The sequence below is a fragment of the Bacteroides sp. MSK.20.12 genome, from assembly GCF_019052435.1.
Lineage (GTDB): Bacteria > Bacteroidota > Bacteroidia > Bacteroidales > Bacteroidaceae > Bacteroides > Bacteroides xylanisolvens.
This window is the reverse complement of record NZ_JAHQVH010000002.1, coordinates 106,714-127,278: the sequence shown is the minus strand read 5'-3', so window position 1 is coordinate 127,278 and position 20,565 is coordinate 106,714. Positions and strand designations below refer to the sequence as shown.

The following is a 20,565-nucleotide window of genomic DNA, read 5'->3' as shown; positions in this document are numbered from 1 at the left end:
TTTATAACGATTTGTAAGATAAAACAAGATTTATGGCAAAAATTGATAGAGCGAACTTCGGCAGCAAATTAGGGGTCATACTCGCTTCTGCCGGCTCTGCAGTTGGGTTGGGTAATATATGGAGGTTTCCATACGAAACAGGAAATCATGGAGGTGCCGCTTTTATACTGATCTATTTAGGTTGTATCTTTCTCTTGGGACTGCCTATTATGATTGCCGAGTTCCTGATAGGGCGCCGATCAAGAGCCAACACTGCAAGAGCGTATCAAACATTAGCTCCGGGAACGCATTGGCGTTGGGTAGGACGCATGGGAGTATTAGCAGGATTCCTGATACTTAGTTATTATGCAGTAGTAGCAGGATGGACACTTGAATATATTTTTGAGGCTGCCACCAATGGCTTTGCCGGAAAAAACTCCGGAGAGTTTATCTCTTCTTTCCAACAATTTTCCAGTAGCCCGTGGCGACCGGTCGTATGGCTGGTAGCATTTTTATTGATTACTCATTTCATCATCGTGAAAGGAGTAGAAAAGGGGATTGAAAAGTCTTCGAAGATTATGATGCCTACCTTGTTTATCATTATCCTTATACTGGTAGTTTGTTCGGTCACTCTGCCGGGAGCTGGTGCGGGTATTGAATTCCTGCTCAAACCCGATTTTAGCAAAGTGGACGGAAATGTGTTTTTAAGTGCTATGGGACAGGCTTTCTTCTCTTTGAGTCTGGGTATGGGATGCCTTTGCACCTACGCCTCTTATTTCAGTAAAGAAACCAACCTGACTAAAACAGCTTTCAGTGTAGGAATCATTGATACTTTTGTGGCAATACTAGCCGGATTTATCATCTTCCCGGCAGCCTTTTCGGTTGGCATACAACCGGATTCAGGTCCCAGTCTGATCTTTATCACGCTGCCTAATGTATTCCAACAGGCATTTGGCGGAGTTCCCGTACTAGCATACATATTCTCTGTAATGTTCTACGCATTGTTGGCGATGGCTGCTTTAACTTCTACCATCTCTTTGCACGAAGTAGTAACCGCTTATCTTCACGAGGAGTTTAATCTTTCCCGTGGAAAAGCAGCAAGGTTAGTCACCGGCGGTTGTGTCTTTCTCGGAATATTCTGTTCATTATCATTGGGAGTCATGAAAGGATTCACCGTTTTCGGACTGGGGATGTTCGATCTCTTCGACTTTGTAACAGCTAAAATCATGTTACCACTTGGCGGACTGTGTATCTCCCTCTTTACCGGATGGTATCTGGATAAAAAGATTGTATGGTCAGAGATTACCAATGACGGCTCGTTAAAGATACCGGTATACAAGCTTATCATCTTTATATTAAAATATATCGCACCAATCGCCATCTCACTGATATTTATCAATGAACTTGGGCTAATCAAGCTATAATGTGGAAAGACTTCCTTTATTATACTAAAACCGAACGACAAGGCATTATCGTCCTTGTCGTTCTTATTTTAGGAGTATATGCAGCTCCTGAACTCTTTGCCTTTTTCACTCGTACCGAAGATACCGGCTGCACAAAGAATGAGAAATCCGATCAAGAATATAATGACTTTATTGCCTCTCTCCGGGAAACAAAACCTCACAACAGGTTCGGTCATTCTTTTCCATCAACCCCTCAAAGGGAAATCAAGCTTACGATGTTCGATCCGAACACCGCGGACTCTACTACTTTCCTTTCACTCGGATTACCATCCTGGATGATAAAGAATATCCTGCACTATCGCCATAAACAAGGCAAATTCCGCCATCCGGAGGATTTTCAGAAGATATACGGACTCACAGAAGAACAATACCAGATTCTTCATCCTTATATCCAAATTACAGAAGATTTCAGTTCGAAAGATAAAGATACAATACGGTTATTAACCGTACAAAGCATACAACGGGACACACTTGTGAAATACCAACCGGGAACTGTCGTCCGCCTCAACTCTGCTGATACCACCGAACTTAAAAAGATTCCGGGAGTCGGAAGCACTATTGCCCGGATGATCGTAAATTACCGCGAACGGCTGGGGGGCTTTTGCCGGATAGAGCAGTTACAGGAGATTCATCTAAAAGCAGAAAGGCTCCGCCCGTGGTTTTCTATTGACACCCATCAGATACACCGTATCAATTTAAACAAAGCCGGTATGGAACGAATGATGCGTCATCCATATATAAACTACTATCAAGCGAAGGTCATCATAGAATATCGGAAAAAGAAAGGAATCTTAAAAAGTCTAAAGCAATTATCCCTTTATGAGGAGTTCACTCCTATTGATCTTGAACGGATCGAGCCCTACATTTGTTATAATAAATAAAAAAAGATGCATTCCTATCACACCAGACAAGAATGCATCACACACAAACAAAACAAACACTCTACTATCATCTTCACAGACTTCCGTAGAGAAGCGACTATAAATATATAGCTAAAAGATAGAACACTTGCAAGGCTCTACCTTTTTGGTATACATTTTTAGAAGTTAGGTTCTCTAATTAATATTTTTTAATCATACCATCCACCATATGGACTGTCCGGTCCGTGATTTTGGCAAGTCCCTCGTCATGCGTCACAATGACAAAAGTCTGCCCCAGACGGTCCCTCAAATCGAAGAACAGTTGATGTAAATCTTCTTTACTATGTGTATCCAGACTACCGGATGGTTCGTCTGCCAGAATAACTGCCGGGTCGTTAATCAAAGCCCGCGCTACCGCTACCCGTTGTTTCTCACCTCCCGACAGTTCATTCGGTTTATGAGAAGCCCGGTCAACCAGCCCCATGAAATCCAGAATCTTCATGGCACGGTCATTTGCCTCTTTGGAAGAAACGCCTGCAATGAGAGCGGGAATCATCACATTTTCCAATGCCGTAAACTCCGGCAACAGTTGATGAAACTGGAAAACAAAACCGATATTCTTATTACGGAATGCAGATAGTTCTTTCTCTTTCATCCGGCTTACTACTGTTCCGTCAATCTGCACCGTACCCGCGTCCGGTTCATCGAGAGTGCCCATGATTTGCAACAAAGTCGTTTTACCGGCACCGCTCGGACCTACGATACTGACAATTTCTCCTTTATTGATTTCCAGATCAATGCCTTTCAACACTTGTAATGAGCCGAAACTCTTCGTTATACCTTCTAGTTTTATCATAATAGCCTTTATAATCGTTTAATGACATATTCAGCCAGATAGCACCCAAACACGGCCGGCATATAACTGACTGTTCCACACGTCGATTTCTTATTCTGTTCATCATCCGTCAGCAACACGGCTTTCGGGTCGGCTTGTTCCGTACTGAACACTACCGGAAGTTTCCGTTTCATTCCCATCTTCTGCAAGCGTTTCCGTACCGCCTTGCTCAAACCGCAATGATACGTGTCCCAAAGATCGGCAAAACGAACTTGGGTGATGTCACTCTTCGCTCCTGCCCCCATACTGGAAACAATCTTTATACGACGTTTCATCGCCTCATAAATCAGAAAGCATTTCGGACTGATTGTATCAATAGCATCTACTATAAAATCATATTGATTGGCATCCAGCAGTTCCGGTATATTCTCATCTTTCAGGTAGACGGGCAGAACGGTCAATTCGATATCCGGATTTATATCTTTATAACGGGCAGCCAATACTTCCGCTTTCGACATTCCCAGTGTGGAATGCATGGCCGGCAACTGACGATTCATATTGGTAGGCTGCACTGTATCGGCATCCACAATCGTCATCCGTCCGACTCCTGCGCGGCAGATCATCTCGGCGGCGTAAGCTCCCACTCCACCCAATCCCACGACCAATACGTGCGCGTTCCGGATGCGTTCCATCTTTTCCTCTCCTAACAGGAGTGCTGTTCTCTGTTGCCAGTCGTATCTTTCCATCAGTTTTTCTTTAACCATTTATAGAACCATTTACCCACTTTCTCATAATGTTGAGACTCATTATGTCCACGCGGGTCAGAGAATGACACAATTTCCTGCGGTTCTCCAAACTGATCGGGATAGATGATAATCAAACTATTATTAGAGAAATATTTTCCCAGTTGCGCCGGCAGACGTTCAAAAGAGGTATCGTAAGAGATAGACCCGCGACGGGCAGAAACAACCACCAGCAAGTGGTCATAATTCACCTGTCCTGTCAATAACAGGAGATCTTCCCACTCTTCCAGGATGGAAAATTCTGTCGGGGTACCTGCATGTCTTTTCTTCACCAGTTGCTGAAGGCGCATCAATGTACGTTCATTGGCAAAGAAATGCACCCGACAGCCGAGGATGCTTCCCATACGGCAGAAATGTTCCACCCATTTTGAGAAACCCGATTCATATTCAGCCTTTGGCGGAACGGCAATATTAATTCGGCGCAGGGTGTTAACCGGCATCAAGAATTTGGCAATCATCACTTCACGATGCGTACCTTTCAATAGGCTTTCAGCCAGATGTCCGAAGAAAGAGTCGACAATATTGGCCTTCCGGTGCAGACCGATCACAATATCCGTAGCTTCATATTCTTTAATCGTATGGATAATCCCCGAAGCAATATTCAAATCATAACGGCTCACCATCGTGACAGGCACATCGGCGGCAGCAGCAATCATGGCAGCCTTCTCCAAATTCCGTTTACCCTGCTGCTCTTTCTTCTCCGAACTGTTATTATCATTAATCACATTCAATGCAACCAATGCATTCTTCTGCTTGGCATCCTTTATCACCAAAGCCAGATTAACCAAATCTTCAATCGTCTCCGGATTAGCGACCGGAATCAGGATCTGCTCCTTATTTATCTGTTTAGCTTCTTCTTCCGCTTGCACATTTTCATCCAGAGCGAAACGGCGGGCCGAACGTTCGGTCACCAAAGAACTGATGACGCAAGTGAAAAGTATCATCACTACCGTACCGTTCAATACATCATCATTCAACAAGCGTTCTCCATTCTCCATAATAATTTCGTGGCCGATCAGTACTGCTGCCAGTGTAGCCGCAGCCTGCGCATTACTCAAGCCAAATATCATGCTCCGCTCATTCGACTGCATCCGGTATATCTTCTGCGTGATCCAGGCAGCCAACCATTTACTAAAAGTCGCCACTACTGTCATTACAATAGCCACCTTCAATGCTTCACCTCCGGTAAACAGGCTCCTTACATCAATAATCATCCCGACGCCAATCAGGAAATAAGGAATAAACAAGGCATTTCCCACAAACTCCAGGCGGTTCATCAAAGGAGATACATGAGGAATCAAACGATTCAACACCAAGCCTGCCAGGAAAGCGCCTAAAATTCCTTCCATTCCCACGAATTCCATCAACCCTCCTCCAAGGAAAACCATTGCCAGTACAAACACAAACTGCATCACGCTGTCATCATACTTCCGGAAGAACCAACGCCCGATACGGGGAAAGAAGAAAACAATCAGGAATCCGAGAAAAGCCACTTTTGCCACAAGAAATACCCAGAACCAACCATCAACAGTGCCTTTAAACATACCACCTATGACGGCAAGAATAATCAAAGCAAGGGTGACGGTGACAGCCGTTCCCCCAATGGTTATATTGACGCTGCGCAAACGCGACAATCCATAACGGCTAATAATAGGATAGGCTATTAAAGTATGAGAAGCGTACATACTTGCCAATAACACCGCCGTGAGAAAGCCATAACCCAGCATACTCATACTACTCCATATTCCCAACGCCATCGGAATCAGAAAGGTGAGCCAGCCGAACACAACACTTTTCGTCCGGTTTTTCTTAAAGTCCTCCATATCCATTTCGAGCCCGGCAAGGAACATGATATAATATAATCCCACTTTGCCGAAGAGTTCGAAACTGCTGTCACGGTCGAGCACATGAAAACCGTGTTCGCCAATCAATACACCCGCCAGAATCATGCCTATAATATGAGGTATATGAAGACGTCCGAGGATCATCGGAGCAAAGAGAATGATAATTAGTACCAAAAAGAATACCCAAGTCGGGTCGGTAATCGGTAAGGTTAAATTAAAATCAAACAGGTTCATAGGCTGTGGCTTTAGGAATTCAATGCAAAGGAACAAAAAAGTTTGCAGAATCACAATGAATGTCCAGACGTATTATTCAGTAGTCAATTACTCACCTTACTACTTCTTTTCCCCCGCTTACCTATCAAGATCTATTTCATTAGGCACTTTTATTTCGTTCCACTATAGTGTCTCTTGCGGATAACTATAGTGGAACGCAAGGGAGACTATAGTTATCTTTGCGTTACACTATAGTGGAACGAAGTAATATTAGGCAATAAAGATAATCTTATCAGGCTACGAAACCAATCCGATTCGCATCGCGACGGAGAACGCATTCCTTTTGGTGCATTTATCCCGTCCAACAACTACACTTGATTATACGTAAGGTTAAAGAAATCCACCGAAAGACTGAAATATTTCTCTCAAAAGCGATGTTTATATGCTAAATTGTTATAATTTTGCAGCCAAATCTTTTCTATTCGACAGGATAAGGAGAGAAATTCAATATTCACAATTTAACAAAAGAAAAAGATGAAAGTAGCTATTGTTGGCGTAAGCGGAGCCGTAGGACAAGAATTCCTGCGCGTGCTCGATGAGAGAAACTTCCCGATGGACGAGTTAGTTTTGTTCGGTTCTAAACGTAGTGCCGGAACAACTTATACTTTCCGCGGTAAACAGATCGAGGTGAAACTCTTACAACACAACGATGACTTTAAAGGGGTAGACATTGCTTTCACTTCTGCCGGTGCAGGAACATCTAAGGAGTTCGAAAAAACAATCACCAAGTATGGTGCTGTGATGATCGACAACTCCAGCGCATTCCGTATGGATGCCGATGTACCTTTGGTTGTGCCTGAAGTAAATGCCGAAGATGCATTGGAACGTCCGCGTGGCGTTATTGCCAACCCGAATTGTACGACTATCCAGATGGTAGTTGCACTGAAAGCCATCGAAAAGCTTTCTCATATAAAAACCGTGCACGTGTCTACCTATCAGGCAGCAAGCGGTGCAGGTGCCGCCGCTATGGACGAATTGTACGAACAATATCGTCAAGTATTGGCAAACGAGCCTGTGACTGTAGAGAAGTTTGCCTATCAGTTGGCTTTCAACCTGATTCCGCAGATTGACGTATTTACAGAAAACGGTTATACGAAAGAGGAAATGAAAATGTACAATGAAACACGTAAGATCATGCATTCTGACGTAAAGGTTAGTGCAACTTGTGTACGTGTTCCTGCATTACGCGCTCACTCTGAAAGTATCTGGGTAGAAACAGAACGTCCGATTTCCGTAGAAGAAGCTCGTGAAGCATTTGCTAACGGTGAAGGGCTGGTTCTTCAGGACAATCCGGCAGAAAAAGAATACCCGATGCCGCTGTTCCTGGCAGGTAAAGATCCGGTATACGTAGGTCGTATCCGCAAAGACCTGACAAACGAAAACGGATTGACTTTCTGGATTGTAGGTGACCAGATCAAGAAAGGCGCTGCCTTGAATGCTGTTCAGATTGCCGAATATCTGATTAAAGTAAAAAATATCTAATACAATAGACTGGATATAATATCCGGTCAATGACAGATAAGCCAAATAAATCAACCGGCTTGCAATGCGATCACTATCACATTGCAAGGCGGTTTTTTATTTTCTAAATTACCTATTAAAGAAAAGGTACCTATTATTAGGTAAAATATCCCCAGTTGCAGGTATTAAGATTTGTGAAAATAACTATTTATAGTGATTGATATAAACTTGGTTTTTATCGAATTTTGCACAAAACTTATCTATGAAATATTGTCTTTTTAACATAGCATTCTGGGGGCTGCTATTTTTCAATTTATTTGAGGCCGCAGCTAATTCAAACATCTATACAATCTCGGGACATGTGACCGAGCCCAAAACGAATTCCCCCTTGCCCGGTGCTTCCATTCTCATTAAAGGCACCTATTTATGGGCTGTATCCAATCAGAAAGGCGAATTCACGATACAAGGAGTACAGGAGGGAAAATATAATCTGGAAGTTTCTTTTCTGGGTTATGTACCGGCAACAATTCCGGTAAATGTGCACAGTAATATCAAAAACCTACATATAGAACTCAAAGAAAACACGCTTGCACTGGATGATGTAGTCGTTACTGCACAAGCACCCAAGAATGAGTTAAACACTACGCTCACTATCGGTAATAATGCGCTGGAACATTTGCAGGTATCCAACGTGAGCGATATCTCCGCTCTTCTTCCGGGAGGAAAAACAAAAGTGCCAGATCTTACCACTAATAATATCTTCTCATTGCGCGACGGAGGGTCGACAGCCGGTAATGCAGCCTTTGGGACAGCCGTTGAAGTGGATGGGGTACGTATCGGCAATAATGGCTCATTTGGAAATATGAACGGAGCAGATACCCGTAATATCACCGTGGCGGATATTGAATCGGTTGAAGTCATCACCGGAGTACCTTCGGCTGAATATGGAGACTTGAATAGCGGAATGGTCAAGATTCACACCCGGAAAGGGAAAACACCCTGGAACATATTATTGTCCATCAATCCCCGCACCGAACAGGTTTCCTTCTCCAAAGGATTGGATTTAGGAAACGACAAAGGCGTTATCAATATAAACGGAGAATGGACAAAGGCTACCCAAAAGTTGGTATCTCCCTATTCGTCTTATACGAGAAGGGGATTCTCTGCCGGATATAGCAACACTTTCAGCAAAGTGTTCAGATTCGATATCGGTGTGACAGGTAATATCGGAGGAATGAATACCAAAGATGACCCGGATGCCTATTCGGGAGAATACAACAAAGTGAGGGATAACGTATTCCGGGCAAACACTTCACTGGCCTGGCTGCTCAATAAATCGTGGATCACCAACCTCAAGTTCGACGCATCGGTATATTACAATGACAATAACTCCCATGCACATACTTTCTATTCGTATGCATCGGAACAGCCGGCTGTTCATGCCACGCAAGAAGGATATTTTATGGCAAACAAACTGCCATATACCTACTTCGCAGATCAGATCATCGACTCCAAAGAACTGGATTATGCCGCATCGTTAAAATATGAATGGAACAGACGGTTCAAGACTGTAAACAGCAACCTGAAAGCGGGTGTTCAGTGGAAAGCAACAGGGAATGTGGGTGAAGGAGAATATTACAAAGACCCTTCACTGGCTCCGAACGGTTATCGCCCCCGCCCTTACACCGCTTATCCATATATGCATAACGTTTCGCTTTATGCAGAAGAAAGTCTGTCGTTACCAGTGGGAAACACGATGCTTAGACTGATGGCGGGAGTGCGTTGGGAACATTTGTTTATCAAGGGAACGAACTATAAAAACCTGAATACTCTTTCACCACGTTTCAATGCCAGATGGCAGTTGAACGAACATATCGCTATCCGTGGCGGTTGGGGAATCACTGAAAAGCTTCCCTCTTTCTATACCTTGTACCCCAAACAGGAATACCGGGACATACAGACATTCGGTTTTTCCTATAATAACAATGAATCATCTTATATCTATTACAGCCAGCCCTACACATTACTGCACAATGAGAATCTACGCTGGCAACGGAATCAGAATTCGGAATTGGGCATTGACGTCCATATAGCCCGGACCAGGATTTCGCTAGTCGGTTATTTCAACCGCACCAAGTTACCGTATAAATACACGAGTTCCTATAACCCGTTCTCTTACGATGTTCTCCAATTGCCGGAGGGATTCACTATGCCGGCCAATCCGCAAATCAATGTGGATAATCAGACGGGAATGGTGTACATACGTGACAATGCATCGAGCTACTGGACTCCTATGGACGTAAAGGTGACCGACCAGACTTTTGTCAAGTCAACCTCTCCCGATAATGGAATGGACGTCATTCGCCGCGGAGCGGAAATGATTGTTGATTTTCCGGAAATAACTCCTATCCGTACGCAATTCCGGTTAGATGCCTCCTATGCTTATACTAAATATATCGACAATTCTTTGTCTTATTATTATCAGAACGGATGGTCGCACACCAGTCTTGCCAACCGCTCCTACCAATATGTAGGTATCTATGCCAATGGCGACAACTTATCGACGACTGCCAACGGTAAACGTACCCACTCATTGGATGCCAATATCACAGCCATCACCCGTATTCCGAAAGCCAGGCTGATTATTTCATGCAGACTGGAGGCTTCGCTTGTGAAGCGTTCGCAGAATATCTCCGAATATAAGGGAAAAGAATACGCGTTCAACGTAAGTGAAAGCAGCAATGCCCAAACGGGTGGAAGCATTTATAACGGTGACTCTTATACGGCTATCTGGCCGGTGGCATATCTCGACCTGAACAATGAGATGCATCCTTTCACGTCAGCCGAAGCCGAGAATCCGGAATTCTCTTATCTGATACGCAAATCGGGCAATGCCTACACATTTGCAGCGGATGGATATGATCCTTATTTCTCCGCCAATATCAACATAACCAAAGAGATTGGCGACCATGTGTCTCTTTCTCTCAACGCTATCAATTTCACCAATTCACGGCCGTATGTAAAATCTCATGCAACCGGTGTGAGCGTGCTCTTTACCCCGGATTTCTATTATGGACTTACTTGCCGTATTAAATTTTAAAGATATGAAGCAGTCTATCTACATATTATTACTAACAGTGACCGGCCTCCTTGCAGGATGCACGGATCTTGATAAAGAGAATCCGTACGACGATCAGTTGCACAGCCTGCAAGTGACTGCCGTATACCCGGATGGATACTCGGAATATCTCCGGGAAGGAGTGACCGTAAAGATTGAAGACGTCGACCGTGGAAATTCTTACAAGGCTAAAACCGACAAGAACGGAGTGGCGCAATTCTCTCTGACTAAAGGTATATATCGCGTGCAGGTCAGCGACAAGGACGGACAGGATATTTTCAACGGACTGGCCGATAATGTGAAACTGACCAGCGGAAACATGGCGTTCAACCTCCCGCTCATCCATTCCAGAGCCGGGGCTATTATTATTAAGGAGATTTATTGCGGAGGATGTACAAAGTTGCCGCTGGAGGGAAACTACCAGTCCGACAAATATATAATCCTGCATAATAACGATTCGGAAGTGCAATATCTCGATAGTTTATGTTTCGGAGCACTCGATCCTTACAACTCACAAGCTACCAATGTATGGGTAACGCAGGATGAAATAACCGGAGCAACCATCTTCCGGGATTTTGCTCCCATCGTTCAGTGCATCTGGCAGTTTGGCGGTACCGGCAAGACTTTCCCGCTTCAACCGGGAGAAGATGCAGTGATTGCCATCAATGGAGCAGTTGACCATGCAGCGCAATACCCGCAATCTGTCAATCTGAACAAACCGGGATATTTTGTCTGCTACAATAACGTTTATTTCCCGAATACGCAGTACCATCCGGCTCCGGGCGATCAGATCACACCGGATCATTATCTGAACGTGGTATTGAAAACCGGACAGGCGAATGCTTACTCGTTCTCTATTTTTTCTCCTGCTACGGTTATCTTTAAAGCTAAGGATACCACGATACAGGACTTTGTTCTAAAAGAGGGAAGTGTGATACAAAAACCGGGAAGTACCACCGACCGGGTGATAGCAGTTCCGCTCGACTGGGTGATTGATGGAGCGGAAGTGTACTATGGTGGTTCCTCCAACAACAAGAAACGTATATCTCCTTCCATCGACGCAGGATATGTCACTCAAAGTGCGACATACAACGGACGCAGCTTATATCGCCATGTGGACGAAGAAGCTACGCAGGAAGCAGGTTATGAAGTATTGATGGACACCAACAACTCTTCTACCGATTTTTATGAAAGAGAAAAACAATCTTTGCATGAGTGAGATGAAAAAAATATATATAACAGGTCTTTGGTTACTATGTATAGTGTACGGTGTTTCGGCACAGACTTACGACATTATAGAACGGCGTAATTCCTGGAATGCCGGAGAAAATGTCACAGGTATCAGGATGGATAGCATCTCTTCTTCCTATGCCGAACTGTATGGTAAGAATAACCATGGTGATTTCCACCACTCTTACGAAGCGGAGAAATCATGGAATGCCGGAGCAATAGCCAAGTCTATCACTCATCTGAAAGGGTATTCGCTGACTGGTTCTTTCTCATTCGATCATACTTCCGGTAAGGACATGAGTGGTTCCATGTTTATCCAGCCGGGATTTTATCCGGTAGACATTCTGGAGTTCACTCCCGGAGGCAAAGACCTGCAACGATACGCTTTTATGGGCGGTATTGCATCAGATATTGCACCTAACTGGCGATTGGGAGGAAAGATTGACTTTGCCGCCTCCAACTATTCCAAACGGAAAGACTTGCGACATACCAATTATCGACTGGATTTGAAAGTAGCCCCCAGCGTGATGTATCACTCGGGCGATCTAGCCATTGGTTTTTCTTATATATTCAGCAAAAACAGCGAATCGATCAAGGCGGAAGTAATCGGGACTACCGAAAACTCTTACAACGCCTTCTTGGATAAAGGACTGATGTATGGAGCTTATGAAGCATGGGACGGCAGCGGGATTCATCTAAGCGAATCGGGAATCAACGGCTTTCCGATCAAAGAACTGTCTAACGGGGGAGCACTGCAACTTCAATGGAAGGGATTTTATGGAGATATCGAATATACCTATTCTTCGGGGTCTGCCGGTGAAAGAGATGCTATCTGGTTCAAATTCCCCACTCACCGGATTGCCTCTCATTTGAGTTATCATTTCAAACAGGGAAAGAAAGAGCATTTTCTACGATTGAACCTGCAATGGTCACATTTGGTCAACAACGAGAATGTGATTAATAAGGAGACTGTTAACGGAATAACGACGACTTATATCAACGGCTCCAACCGCATTTTCGAAAGAGATGCTTTCTCGGTCCATCCCGAATATGAATTTATAAGTCCTCGTACAGAAGTTCGTTTGGGAACACATATTTCAACTTTCAAACGACTGACTACCCAGATGTATCCGTATGTAGCGTCGGAAAAGATGCTTTGTACGCAGACTTATGTATCCAGCGTGTTTCATATAGGGAAATTTGACTTAAAGGCAGCCGCTTCCTTTGCCATAGGAAACTCTACCGAGAAAAACAGAGTCGTTGCAACAGATACGGAGCCGGGTGATCCACCTTATCGTCTGACAGATTATTATAATCTGCAGAATGAATATGCTACCGCTCCACAAGCAACGCTTCGTCTCGGTTTACGCTATCATTTCAACCATGGGATCTATGCTGAAGTACAGGGAAGTTATACACGCGGTTTCAACCTTCACTATATAGATGGTTCGAGCCGTTGGAATGAGACTATCAAGTTAGGATATACTTTTTGAGGACCGGGATATGCTTTTTGAAAACAATGAATATATATAAACTAAATTATTAAGCAATGAAAAAGAGTTTAACATTTATCTTTGCAGCAGCACTTTTGGTATCTTGCCAGCAGGAAGAGAACGAAACGCTGACACCTGCCAACAGTCGTATTACTATCTCGCCTGTTATCACACGCGCTACCGAAGTTAACTTTGAGACCGGAGATAAAATTGGCGTTACAATCATCCAAAACGATGACTTCGTATATGCGGAAAATAAACAGATGACATTCAATGACGGAGTATTTGCAGGTGACTTGCTTTGGTATCCGGAAGGAAATGACAAATCGCAGATAGTAGCATACTATCCTTATAGAGAAGGTAATACTCCTACTTCTTTTTCTGTAGAAGCCGATCAGACCACCGGATATGGGGCATCAGACCTTATGGCAGCAAGCAATAAAGATGTACTTCCTACTGTAAATACTATAACAATGAACTTTAAGCATCTGCTTACCAAACTGGTCATTAATGTAACAAAGGAAGTAGAAGCCAACATAACATCCATTGCATTGAAAGGCTCTATCCCGACTGCAACTCTTGATCTGGCTGCCCTTACAGTTACTGCTGACGCGAATGTCGCAGCTACAAACATTACGGCACAGGTTGTTGAAGCGAACAAAACTTACCGCGCCCTCATCGTTCCCCAAACGGTAGCTTTGACGCTCGAAGTAGCAACTTCTGATGGCAAGACCTTGTCGCAGAAACTCACATCTACTACTTTAGCGCAAGGAGGACAATACAGCGTAAACATCCGTGTATTGCCTGACGATATAGAGGTTAAACTTATCGGTGACATCGAAAACTGGACAGATGAAGGTGAAATCGGAGCAGACAATGAGATTCCTTTCGAAGAACATCTCGATGAGAACTATTTCTTATACGATAATGTAAAATATAACACGGTAACTTTGGCAAACGGTACTACGTGGATGGCTGAACCGCTTATCTATCTTCCGAAAGGATATACTCCTTCTACCGATCCTACTGCTGATAGCCATGTTTGGTACCCGTATGAAATCAAAGCTGACGGTGCAACCGTAGCCACAACAGAGGAAAGTGCTATCAAAGAATTAGGTTATCTATATGATTTCCAAGTTGCACTGGGCGGTAAGGAAATTACTGAAAGTAATCTGAACTCTTTTGAAGGAGCGCAAGGTATTTGTCCGAAAGGTTGGCACATACCAACACGTCTGGAATACTTTAATCTGGTAGGAAAAACAACGAATGATGTCGACGGCAAGGTACCGGCTGATGGTGATAAAGCTCTTTTCTATGATGCAGTTTATGACGGCGCCAAAATATCATCACTGAATAATGCAGGATTCAATTACCAATTCTCCGGCGTTCGTATGGCAACAAGCCTTACAGGTGCCGGCAGCTATCAAAAAACGGCAATAGCAGAAGATGCCAATATTCAAACTGCATGGCACGGAAAACCGGCAATGAATTATCTTATGACTTCGACTGCCTTCAAGCCCGTATACAATAGCACCAGCGGACTACTTACCAATATACAGTTCTTTGGATTAATGAGTACAATCAATGCAAAGTATTCGGAAGGCAGATTATCATTATCTTATGTCAGCATTAAAGCCGGTATGCAACTCCGTTGCGTAAGGGATCAAGCTGCCAACTAAAGGAGTAGTATTTGTTTCAAGCATGGTTGAAACTCCCCGCCCGTAAGGCGAACTATTAAAAGCTATAAACAAACGAAAAACAGATTACAAACTATATAAAAACGAAGCAATAACAATGAAAACAAAAAAGCTAACAATCGCAATTGCCCTTATGGCAATGACTTTTATCGGAACTTCATGTGGTAACAAACAACAGAAAAGCGCATCAGAAGCGACTACAGAACAGTCTGCATCTTCCGCTTTGGAAATTGATTCTCTCCTTGCCAATGCCGAAAACCTTGCAGGACAAGAAGTAACCATTGAAGGCGTTTGCACACATACCTGCAAACATGGTGCAAAGAAAATCTTCCTGATGGGCAGTGACGATACCCAAGTGATCCGTGTAGAAGCCGGGACATTGGGAGCCTTCGATCCTAAATGTGTGAACTCTATCGTCCGTGTTACCGGAACATTGAAAGAACAACGCATCGACGAAGCCTACCTCCAAAACTGGGAAGCACAACTCAAAGCACAAGCTGCCGAAAAACACGGAACCGGTGAAGCCGGATGCGATTCTGAAAAGAAAGCACGCGGCGAAACAGCCAACAGTCCCGAAGCCCGCATCGCAGACTTCCGCGCAAAAATAGCCGACCGCAAAGCAGAAACAGGAAAAGAGTATTTATCTTTCTATTTTATGGAAGCCAACTCGTATGAAGTGGAGTAGTACTGTTCGTAAATGGAGCCGGCTCATACACCGTGACCTGTCATTTTTCTTTTCCGGAATGGTATTGATATATGCCATTTCCGGAATTGTAATGAATCACCGTGACACGATTAATCCGAACTTCTCCATCACACGGAAAGAATATAAAATAGCGGAAAAGCTACCGGACAAAGCAGGAATGAGTAAAGAGAAAGTACTTACTCTACTGGAACCTTTGGGAGAAACCGGCAACTATACCAAATTTTACTTCCCGAAAACGGACGTAATGAAAGTCTTCCTGAAAGGCGGTTCCAACCTCCTGGTAAACGTGAAGACAGGAGACGCGGTATATGAATCCGTCACCCGTCGCCCGCTTATCGGAGCGATGTCCCGTTTACATTACAATCCGGGACAATGGTGGACTTACTTCGCGGATATTTTCGCTATCGCCCTTATTATCATTACTCTCTCCGGCATTATCATGCTGAAAGGGAACAAGGGCATTATCGGCAGAGGAGGAATAGAACTAATAGTCGGAATCTTGATTCCCATTCTTTTCCTTTTCTTCTTTTGAATCGAAATAACAGATAAAATCAAATGGAACAAATTATCGAATGTAACAACCTGACGCACTACTACGGTAAACGGTTGATTTACGAAAACCTTAGTTTCACAGTGCCCAAAGGACGTATCCTGGGACTATTGGGAAAGAACGGTACGGGCAAAACCACCACTATCAATATCTTGAGCGGTTACCTGAAACCCCGTTCGGGAGAATGTCGCATCTTCGGACAGGAGATACAGACCATGGCACCGGCTCTGCGCCGCAATATCGGACTGCTCATCGAAGGTCATGTGCAATACCAATTCATGACCATCACCGAAATAGAAAAATTCTACGCAGCCTTCTACCCCGGCCAGTGGAAAAAAGAAGCGTACTACGAACTGATGAATAAATTGAAAGTAGCTACCGGACAGCGCATCTCACGTATGTCCTGCGGACAGCGCTCTCAAGTAGCTCTCGGACTGATTCTCGCACAAAACCCGGAACTTCTGGTACTGGACGACTTCTCGCTCGGACTCGATCCCGGCTACCGCCGCCTGTTTGTGGACTATCTCCGCGACTATGCCCGTTCGGAAGGTAAAACCGTCTTTCTGACCTCGCATATCATTCAGGATATGGAACGTCTCGTTGACGACTGCATTATTATGGACTACGGAAAGATACTGATTCAGAAACCAATCACCGAATTACTGGAAAAAGGACGCCGCTACACCTTCACCATTCCCGAAGGTTACGAGCTTCCTGCATCGGATGATTTCTACCATCCTTCCATCATGCGGAACCAGCTGGAGACTTTCTCCTTCCTGCAACCGGCAGAAACAGAAGCCAAACTGAAATCAATGTCAGTGCCCTACACAGACTTGCACTGTGAGCAAGTCAATTTGGAAGATGCCTTTATCGGCCTCACCGGGAAATACTGATTAAATTAAGAATAAGAGTTGGCAACTCGTAACCCATAAATCATCATTCATAAATCATAAATCCTCAAGAATGTACGCTATATTTTATAAAGAATGGATAAAGACACGGTGGTATTTTCTGCTTGCCGTGCTCGCCACACTTGGTTTTACAGGCTACTGTATGCTCCGCATTAACCGGGTGGTAGAAATGAAAGGGGCTGCCCATGTATGGGAAGTCATGCTGCAACGGGATGTCATCTTCATTGATATGTTGCAATATATACCTCTGATTGCCGGAATCCTGATGGCAATCGTGCAGTTTGTCCCCGAGATGCAACGCAAATGTCTGAAACTGACTCTCCATCTACCTTATCCGGAACTGAAAATGACGGGCAATATGTTACTCTCCGGACTCATACTGCTTCTTGTCTGCTTCGCTTCCAATTTCCTGTTGATGGAGATCTATCTGAACGGAATCCTTGCCCATGAGCTCAAAAACCACATACTGCTTACCGCTTTAACGTGGTATCTCGCCGGCATCTCCGGCTATCTGCTCGTCGCATGGATTTGCCTCGAACCGGCATGGAAACGCCGTATCCTGAATCTCATTATCGCAGTATTGTTACTCCGAATCTTCTTCCTGTCGCCTACGCCGGAAGCATACAACAAGTTTCTCCCTTATTTAGTGGTCTATACTTTGTTGACAGCCTCTTTCTCGTGGCTCTCTATCGTACGGTTCAAGGCCGGAAAACAGGATTAACCAATAAAAAAATTAAAGATTTAAAATTAAAAGATTGAGAAATGAGACGTTTCAGTACCATACTATTATATGTAACCATCGCTTTTCTGCTTCTTTGGCAGCTGCCCTGGTGTTACAATTTCTTTGTCGTAAAGCCGGAAAAGACTCCCTTTACCCTGTATAGTTTCGTAATTGGCGATTTCGCCCAGATGGGACAAGAAGAAGGGAAAGGAACCGTGCGCCACGACCTTGCAGGAAACATTTATTCGGAAGCTGCTTTCGACAGCATCCTGCCTATGTTTTATTTCCGTCAGTTGATGTCTGATGAGCGTTTTCCGGATACCATTCAAGGAATCGCAATGACTCCTAAAATGGTGCAGACAGAAAACTTCAACTTCCGCAGTGTGCCTTCGGATATAAACGCACCTTCTATCGGGCTTTACCCACTGATGGAATCTATGTCAGGACGTGTGGACCTGAAAATGCCGGATGACGTATTCCGTATCACCTCCAAAGGGATCGAATTTATCGACATGGCTACCAACAGCGTGAAGGAAGACAAAAGCCTTCAGTTTACCGAAGCTATGACTAAGAAGGATTTTCGTTTTCCGGCAACGGAAATCGTAGGAAATCCGACGGTGAAAAAGGAGTATGACGAAGGTTATCTTCTGTTGGATGCCGACCGTCGTCTGTTTCATCTGAAACAGGTGAAAGGACGCCCGTATGTCCGTGCCATCACCTTGCCTGAAGGCCTGACATTAGAACATCTGTATCTGACCGAGTTCAGAAATAAAAAGACGCTTGCTTTTATGACCGATGCCAACAACGCTTTCTATGTGTTGCAGAACCGGACGTATGAAATCGTAAAAACAGGAATCCCAGCATTTGATCCGGAAACGGATGCGCTCACCATCATCGGTAATATGTTCGACTGGACAGTCCGTGTGACAACTCCGGCTTCAGATAACTATTACGCATTGGACGCCAACGATTATTCGTTGATAAAGAAGTTGGAGAACGAATCGAACGTTCATTCCATGCCAGGTATTACGTTCACATCTTACACAGATAAATATGTAATGCCACGCTTCGAATAATGTTTCAATAATTGAATGTAACATGGGTGAGGGGTTATCAAAAGTCAATAAATTAAATGTGACTTTTGATAACCCCTCACTGTTTCCTTTCCACGCATTTAGAGAAAACAAAAGGATTTACAATTATTTCTTCAATAAGTATGTTTTTTCCCAGCAAAAGGTTTACCTTTGCCGACTCATCAACTATTTAAACCGCAATTGCTTCTGCATTATACTCAAACAAATACGGTAAAACGAAATAACTCAAACTAAAAACCGTATGAAAGTTTACCAAGCATTTGCTTTCCTAAGTATCTTCATCATATTGTTCTATAATTGTTCGCTCCCTGCTGATGACGAAGAAAAGGGAGATTTAAAAGGAGGAGACACTATCACACCCGAACTTCCTTGGGAAGGAGAGATGGACAAATTCACCATCAATTCTAAAGAAGGAATCCATCTAAATGATCCACAGGAAGACGCCGGAACAGCATATATCACCATTCCTTCTACCTCTGTAAAAAACACCCGTTGGGAATTTGGAGTTCACCTCACCTTCAACCCCTCCGCCAACAATTATGCACGATTTTATCTGACTTCTTCCTCAAACATTCTTTCCGGTAATTTAAACGGCTATTACATTCAGATTGGAGGAGCAAAAGATAATGTAGCTCTTTATCGCCAAAACGGAAACCAATCTAAACTACTGGCTTCGGGAAGAGAACTAATGAAAGGAAACTCTTCACCGAAACTATACATAAAAGTAGAATGTGACAATAACGGTTACTGGACTTTTTGGACACGGCTTGAATCCGAGAATGAATACGTAAAAGAAAAACAGATAAAAGATACCGATATACAGACTTCCCGCTACTGCGGTATATACTGCATTTACACCAAAACCCGTTGTAAAGGATTCACGTTCCATCACATACAGTTGTCTAATGACGTAGAAACGAACACATCACCCGACGAAACACCCGATAACCCCGATACGGACCTTCCAGATAATCCGGACACTCCCGAACTACCGAGAGATGTGAGAGGTATGCTTCTTTTCAATGAAATAATGTATAACAATGCCACTGATGGTGCAGAATATGTAGAAATCTATAATCCAACTGAACAGGCAGTCATTTTACCCGCACTTTATCTATATAAAATGCATGAAGACGGGACAATATACAATACTACTATCCTTCAAAATGAGAGTCCTTCTACTCCCCTAGCCATTCCTTCCAAAACTTATCTTTGTTTCACGAAATACTTCAACAGAGTTGTTCAGAAACATAAAGTTGGTGGAGAAAATATAATAATTATACCGAACTTCCCGGCACTGAACAATAATGGTGGGTATCTGGCACTTTCGAGTAGTAAAGAGACTGCACCAGGACATACTTTTGACACTTGTTGTTTTAGAGATGAAATGCACACCATTGACAAAATAACCGGCATTTCGCTTGAAAAGAAATCTCCGGAGTTGTCCTCGCTCAATAAAAACTGGCGTTCGTCCAAACACGCGACCGGAGGCACACCGGGAATAAAAAATAGGTAAGAGTATACATA

General features: G+C 43.7%; 16 protein-coding genes. 13 read left to right on the top strand and 3 right to left on the bottom strand.

The features are described from left to right. Positions 1–32 precede the first annotated feature (32 nt). Positions 33–1,403: a sodium-dependent transporter gene (locus KTR06_RS01645; RefSeq protein WP_118218317.1), complete on the top strand. Its 1,371-nt coding sequence runs from the start codon at positions 33–35 to the stop codon at positions 1,401–1,403. Continuing rightward, positions 1,403–2,323: a helix-hairpin-helix domain-containing protein gene (locus KTR06_RS01640; protein WP_217289897.1), complete on the top strand. Its 921-nt coding sequence runs from the start codon at positions 1,403–1,405 to the stop codon at positions 2,321–2,323. Before KTR06_RS01645 ends, KTR06_RS01640 begins: the two co-directional genes overlap by 1 nt. A gap of 178 nt (positions 2,324–2,501) precedes the next feature. Here the strand turns inward: KTR06_RS01640 and KTR06_RS01635 are convergent, their stop codons facing one another. From KTR06_RS01635 to KTR06_RS01625, 3 genes are read right to left on the bottom strand one after another with little or no spacing between them, the layout of a single operon-like run. Continuing rightward, entirely contained in the window at positions 2,502–3,158 is a 657-nt protein-coding gene (locus KTR06_RS01635; RefSeq protein WP_128859175.1) for an ABC transporter ATP-binding protein, read from the bottom strand. An 8-nt stretch (positions 3,159–3,166) separates the two neighbouring features. Beyond that, positions 3,167–3,901, bottom strand: coding sequence for a ThiF family adenylyltransferase (locus tag KTR06_RS01630; protein WP_120067102.1), 735 nt, complete (start codon positions 3,899–3,901; stop codon positions 3,167–3,169). After that, positions 3,883–6,018: a cation:proton antiporter gene (locus tag KTR06_RS01625; RefSeq protein WP_004314883.1), complete on the bottom strand. Its 2,136-nt coding sequence runs from the start codon at positions 6,016–6,018 to the stop codon at positions 3,883–3,885. Before KTR06_RS01625 ends, KTR06_RS01630 begins: the two co-directional genes overlap by 19 nt. 513 nt (positions 6,019–6,531) lie before the next feature. Between KTR06_RS01625 and KTR06_RS01620 the strand changes: the two genes are divergently transcribed. From KTR06_RS01620 to KTR06_RS01570, 11 genes are all read left to right on the top strand, one after another. Continuing rightward, positions 6,532–7,539 (top strand): aspartate-semialdehyde dehydrogenase, encoded by a 1,008-nt coding sequence (locus tag KTR06_RS01620; protein ID WP_004299708.1) that lies wholly within the window; start codon positions 6,532–6,534, stop codon positions 7,537–7,539. Between the two features lie 241 nt (positions 7,540–7,780). Beyond that, positions 7,781–10,618 carry a TonB-dependent receptor gene (locus tag KTR06_RS01615; RefSeq protein ID WP_151923102.1) on the top strand — a complete coding sequence of 946 codons (2,838 nt, stop codon included), beginning with the start codon at positions 7,781–7,783 and terminating at the stop codon, positions 10,616–10,618. Between the two features lie 4 nt (positions 10,619–10,622). Then, complete coding sequence (locus KTR06_RS01610; protein WP_118407423.1) at positions 10,623–11,855, top strand: DUF4876 domain-containing protein; 1,233 nt, start codon at positions 10,623–10,625, stop codon at positions 11,853–11,855. Further along, positions 11,848–13,359 carry a DUF6850 family outer membrane beta-barrel protein gene (locus tag KTR06_RS01605; RefSeq protein WP_118407378.1) on the top strand — a complete coding sequence of 504 codons (1,512 nt, stop codon included), beginning with the start codon at positions 11,848–11,850 and terminating at the stop codon, positions 13,357–13,359. Before KTR06_RS01610 ends, KTR06_RS01605 begins: the two co-directional genes overlap by 8 nt. Before the next feature lie 56 nt (positions 13,360–13,415). After that, positions 13,416–15,038, top strand: coding sequence for a fimbrillin family protein (locus KTR06_RS01600; RefSeq protein ID WP_118407379.1), 1,623 nt, complete (start codon positions 13,416–13,418; stop codon positions 15,036–15,038). Between the two features lie 115 nt (positions 15,039–15,153). Beyond that, the gene (locus KTR06_RS01595; protein WP_008642972.1) at positions 15,154–15,741 is read left to right on the top strand and encodes a hypothetical protein; all 588 of its coding nucleotides are present in this window, start codon (positions 15,154–15,156) and stop codon (positions 15,739–15,741) included. After that, complete coding sequence (locus KTR06_RS01590; protein ID WP_118407380.1) at positions 15,728–16,294, top strand: PepSY-associated TM helix domain-containing protein; 567 nt, start codon at positions 15,728–15,730, stop codon at positions 16,292–16,294. Before KTR06_RS01595 ends, KTR06_RS01590 begins: the two co-directional genes overlap by 14 nt. 23 nt (positions 16,295–16,317) lie before the next feature. Further along, positions 16,318–17,205, top strand: coding sequence for an ABC transporter ATP-binding protein (locus KTR06_RS01585; RefSeq protein ID WP_118407381.1), 888 nt, complete (start codon positions 16,318–16,320; stop codon positions 17,203–17,205). 70 nt (positions 17,206–17,275) lie between these two features. Next, positions 17,276–17,944: a hypothetical protein gene (locus tag KTR06_RS01580; RefSeq protein WP_015532263.1), complete on the top strand. Its 669-nt coding sequence runs from the start codon at positions 17,276–17,278 to the stop codon at positions 17,942–17,944. 41 nt (positions 17,945–17,985) lie between these two features. After that, entirely contained in the window at positions 17,986–19,020 is a 1,035-nt protein-coding gene (locus KTR06_RS01575; protein ID WP_217289896.1) for a DUF4857 domain-containing protein, read from the top strand. 259 nt (positions 19,021–19,279) lie between these two features. Then, positions 19,280–20,554 carry a hypothetical protein gene (locus KTR06_RS01570; protein ID WP_087317054.1) on the top strand — a complete coding sequence of 425 codons (1,275 nt, stop codon included), beginning with the start codon at positions 19,280–19,282 and terminating at the stop codon, positions 20,552–20,554. Positions 20,555–20,565 lie beyond the last annotated feature (11 nt).

Bases quoted from the DNA above. Each gene is read 5' to 3' on its own strand.
- KTR06_RS01645 (WP_118218317.1), top strand. From the start codon at position 33: ATGGCAAAAATTGATAGAGCGAACTTCGGCAGCAAATTAGGGGTCATA.
- KTR06_RS01640 (WP_217289897.1), top strand. From the start codon at position 1,403: ATGTGGAAAGACTTCCTTTATTATACTAAAACCGAACGACAAGGCATT.
- KTR06_RS01635 (WP_128859175.1), bottom strand. From the start codon at position 3,158: ATGATAAAACTAGAAGGTATAACGAAGAGTTTCGGCTCATTACAAGTG.
- KTR06_RS01630 (WP_120067102.1), bottom strand. From the start codon at position 3,901: ATGGTTAAAGAAAAACTGATGGAAAGATACGACTGGCAACAGAGAACA.
- KTR06_RS01625 (WP_004314883.1), bottom strand. From the start codon at position 6,018: ATGAACCTGTTTGATTTTAATTTAACCTTACCGATTACCGACCCGACT.
- KTR06_RS01620 (WP_004299708.1), top strand. From the start codon at position 6,532: ATGAAAGTAGCTATTGTTGGCGTAAGCGGAGCCGTAGGACAAGAATTC.
- KTR06_RS01615 (WP_151923102.1), top strand. From the start codon at position 7,781: ATGAAATATTGTCTTTTTAACATAGCATTCTGGGGGCTGCTATTTTTC.
- KTR06_RS01610 (WP_118407423.1), top strand. From the start codon at position 10,623: ATGAAGCAGTCTATCTACATATTATTACTAACAGTGACCGGCCTCCTT.
- KTR06_RS01605 (WP_118407378.1), top strand. From the start codon at position 11,848: ATGAGTGAGATGAAAAAAATATATATAACAGGTCTTTGGTTACTATGT.
- KTR06_RS01600 (WP_118407379.1), top strand. From the start codon at position 13,416: ATGAAAAAGAGTTTAACATTTATCTTTGCAGCAGCACTTTTGGTATCT.
- KTR06_RS01595 (WP_008642972.1), top strand. From the start codon at position 15,154: ATGAAAACAAAAAAGCTAACAATCGCAATTGCCCTTATGGCAATGACT.
- KTR06_RS01590 (WP_118407380.1), top strand. From the start codon at position 15,728: ATGAAGTGGAGTAGTACTGTTCGTAAATGGAGCCGGCTCATACACCGT.
- KTR06_RS01585 (WP_118407381.1), top strand. From the start codon at position 16,318: ATGGAACAAATTATCGAATGTAACAACCTGACGCACTACTACGGTAAA.
- KTR06_RS01580 (WP_015532263.1), top strand. From the start codon at position 17,276: ATGTACGCTATATTTTATAAAGAATGGATAAAGACACGGTGGTATTTT.
- KTR06_RS01575 (WP_217289896.1), top strand. From the start codon at position 17,986: ATGAGACGTTTCAGTACCATACTATTATATGTAACCATCGCTTTTCTG.
- KTR06_RS01570 (WP_087317054.1), top strand. From the start codon at position 19,280: ATGAAAGTTTACCAAGCATTTGCTTTCCTAAGTATCTTCATCATATTG.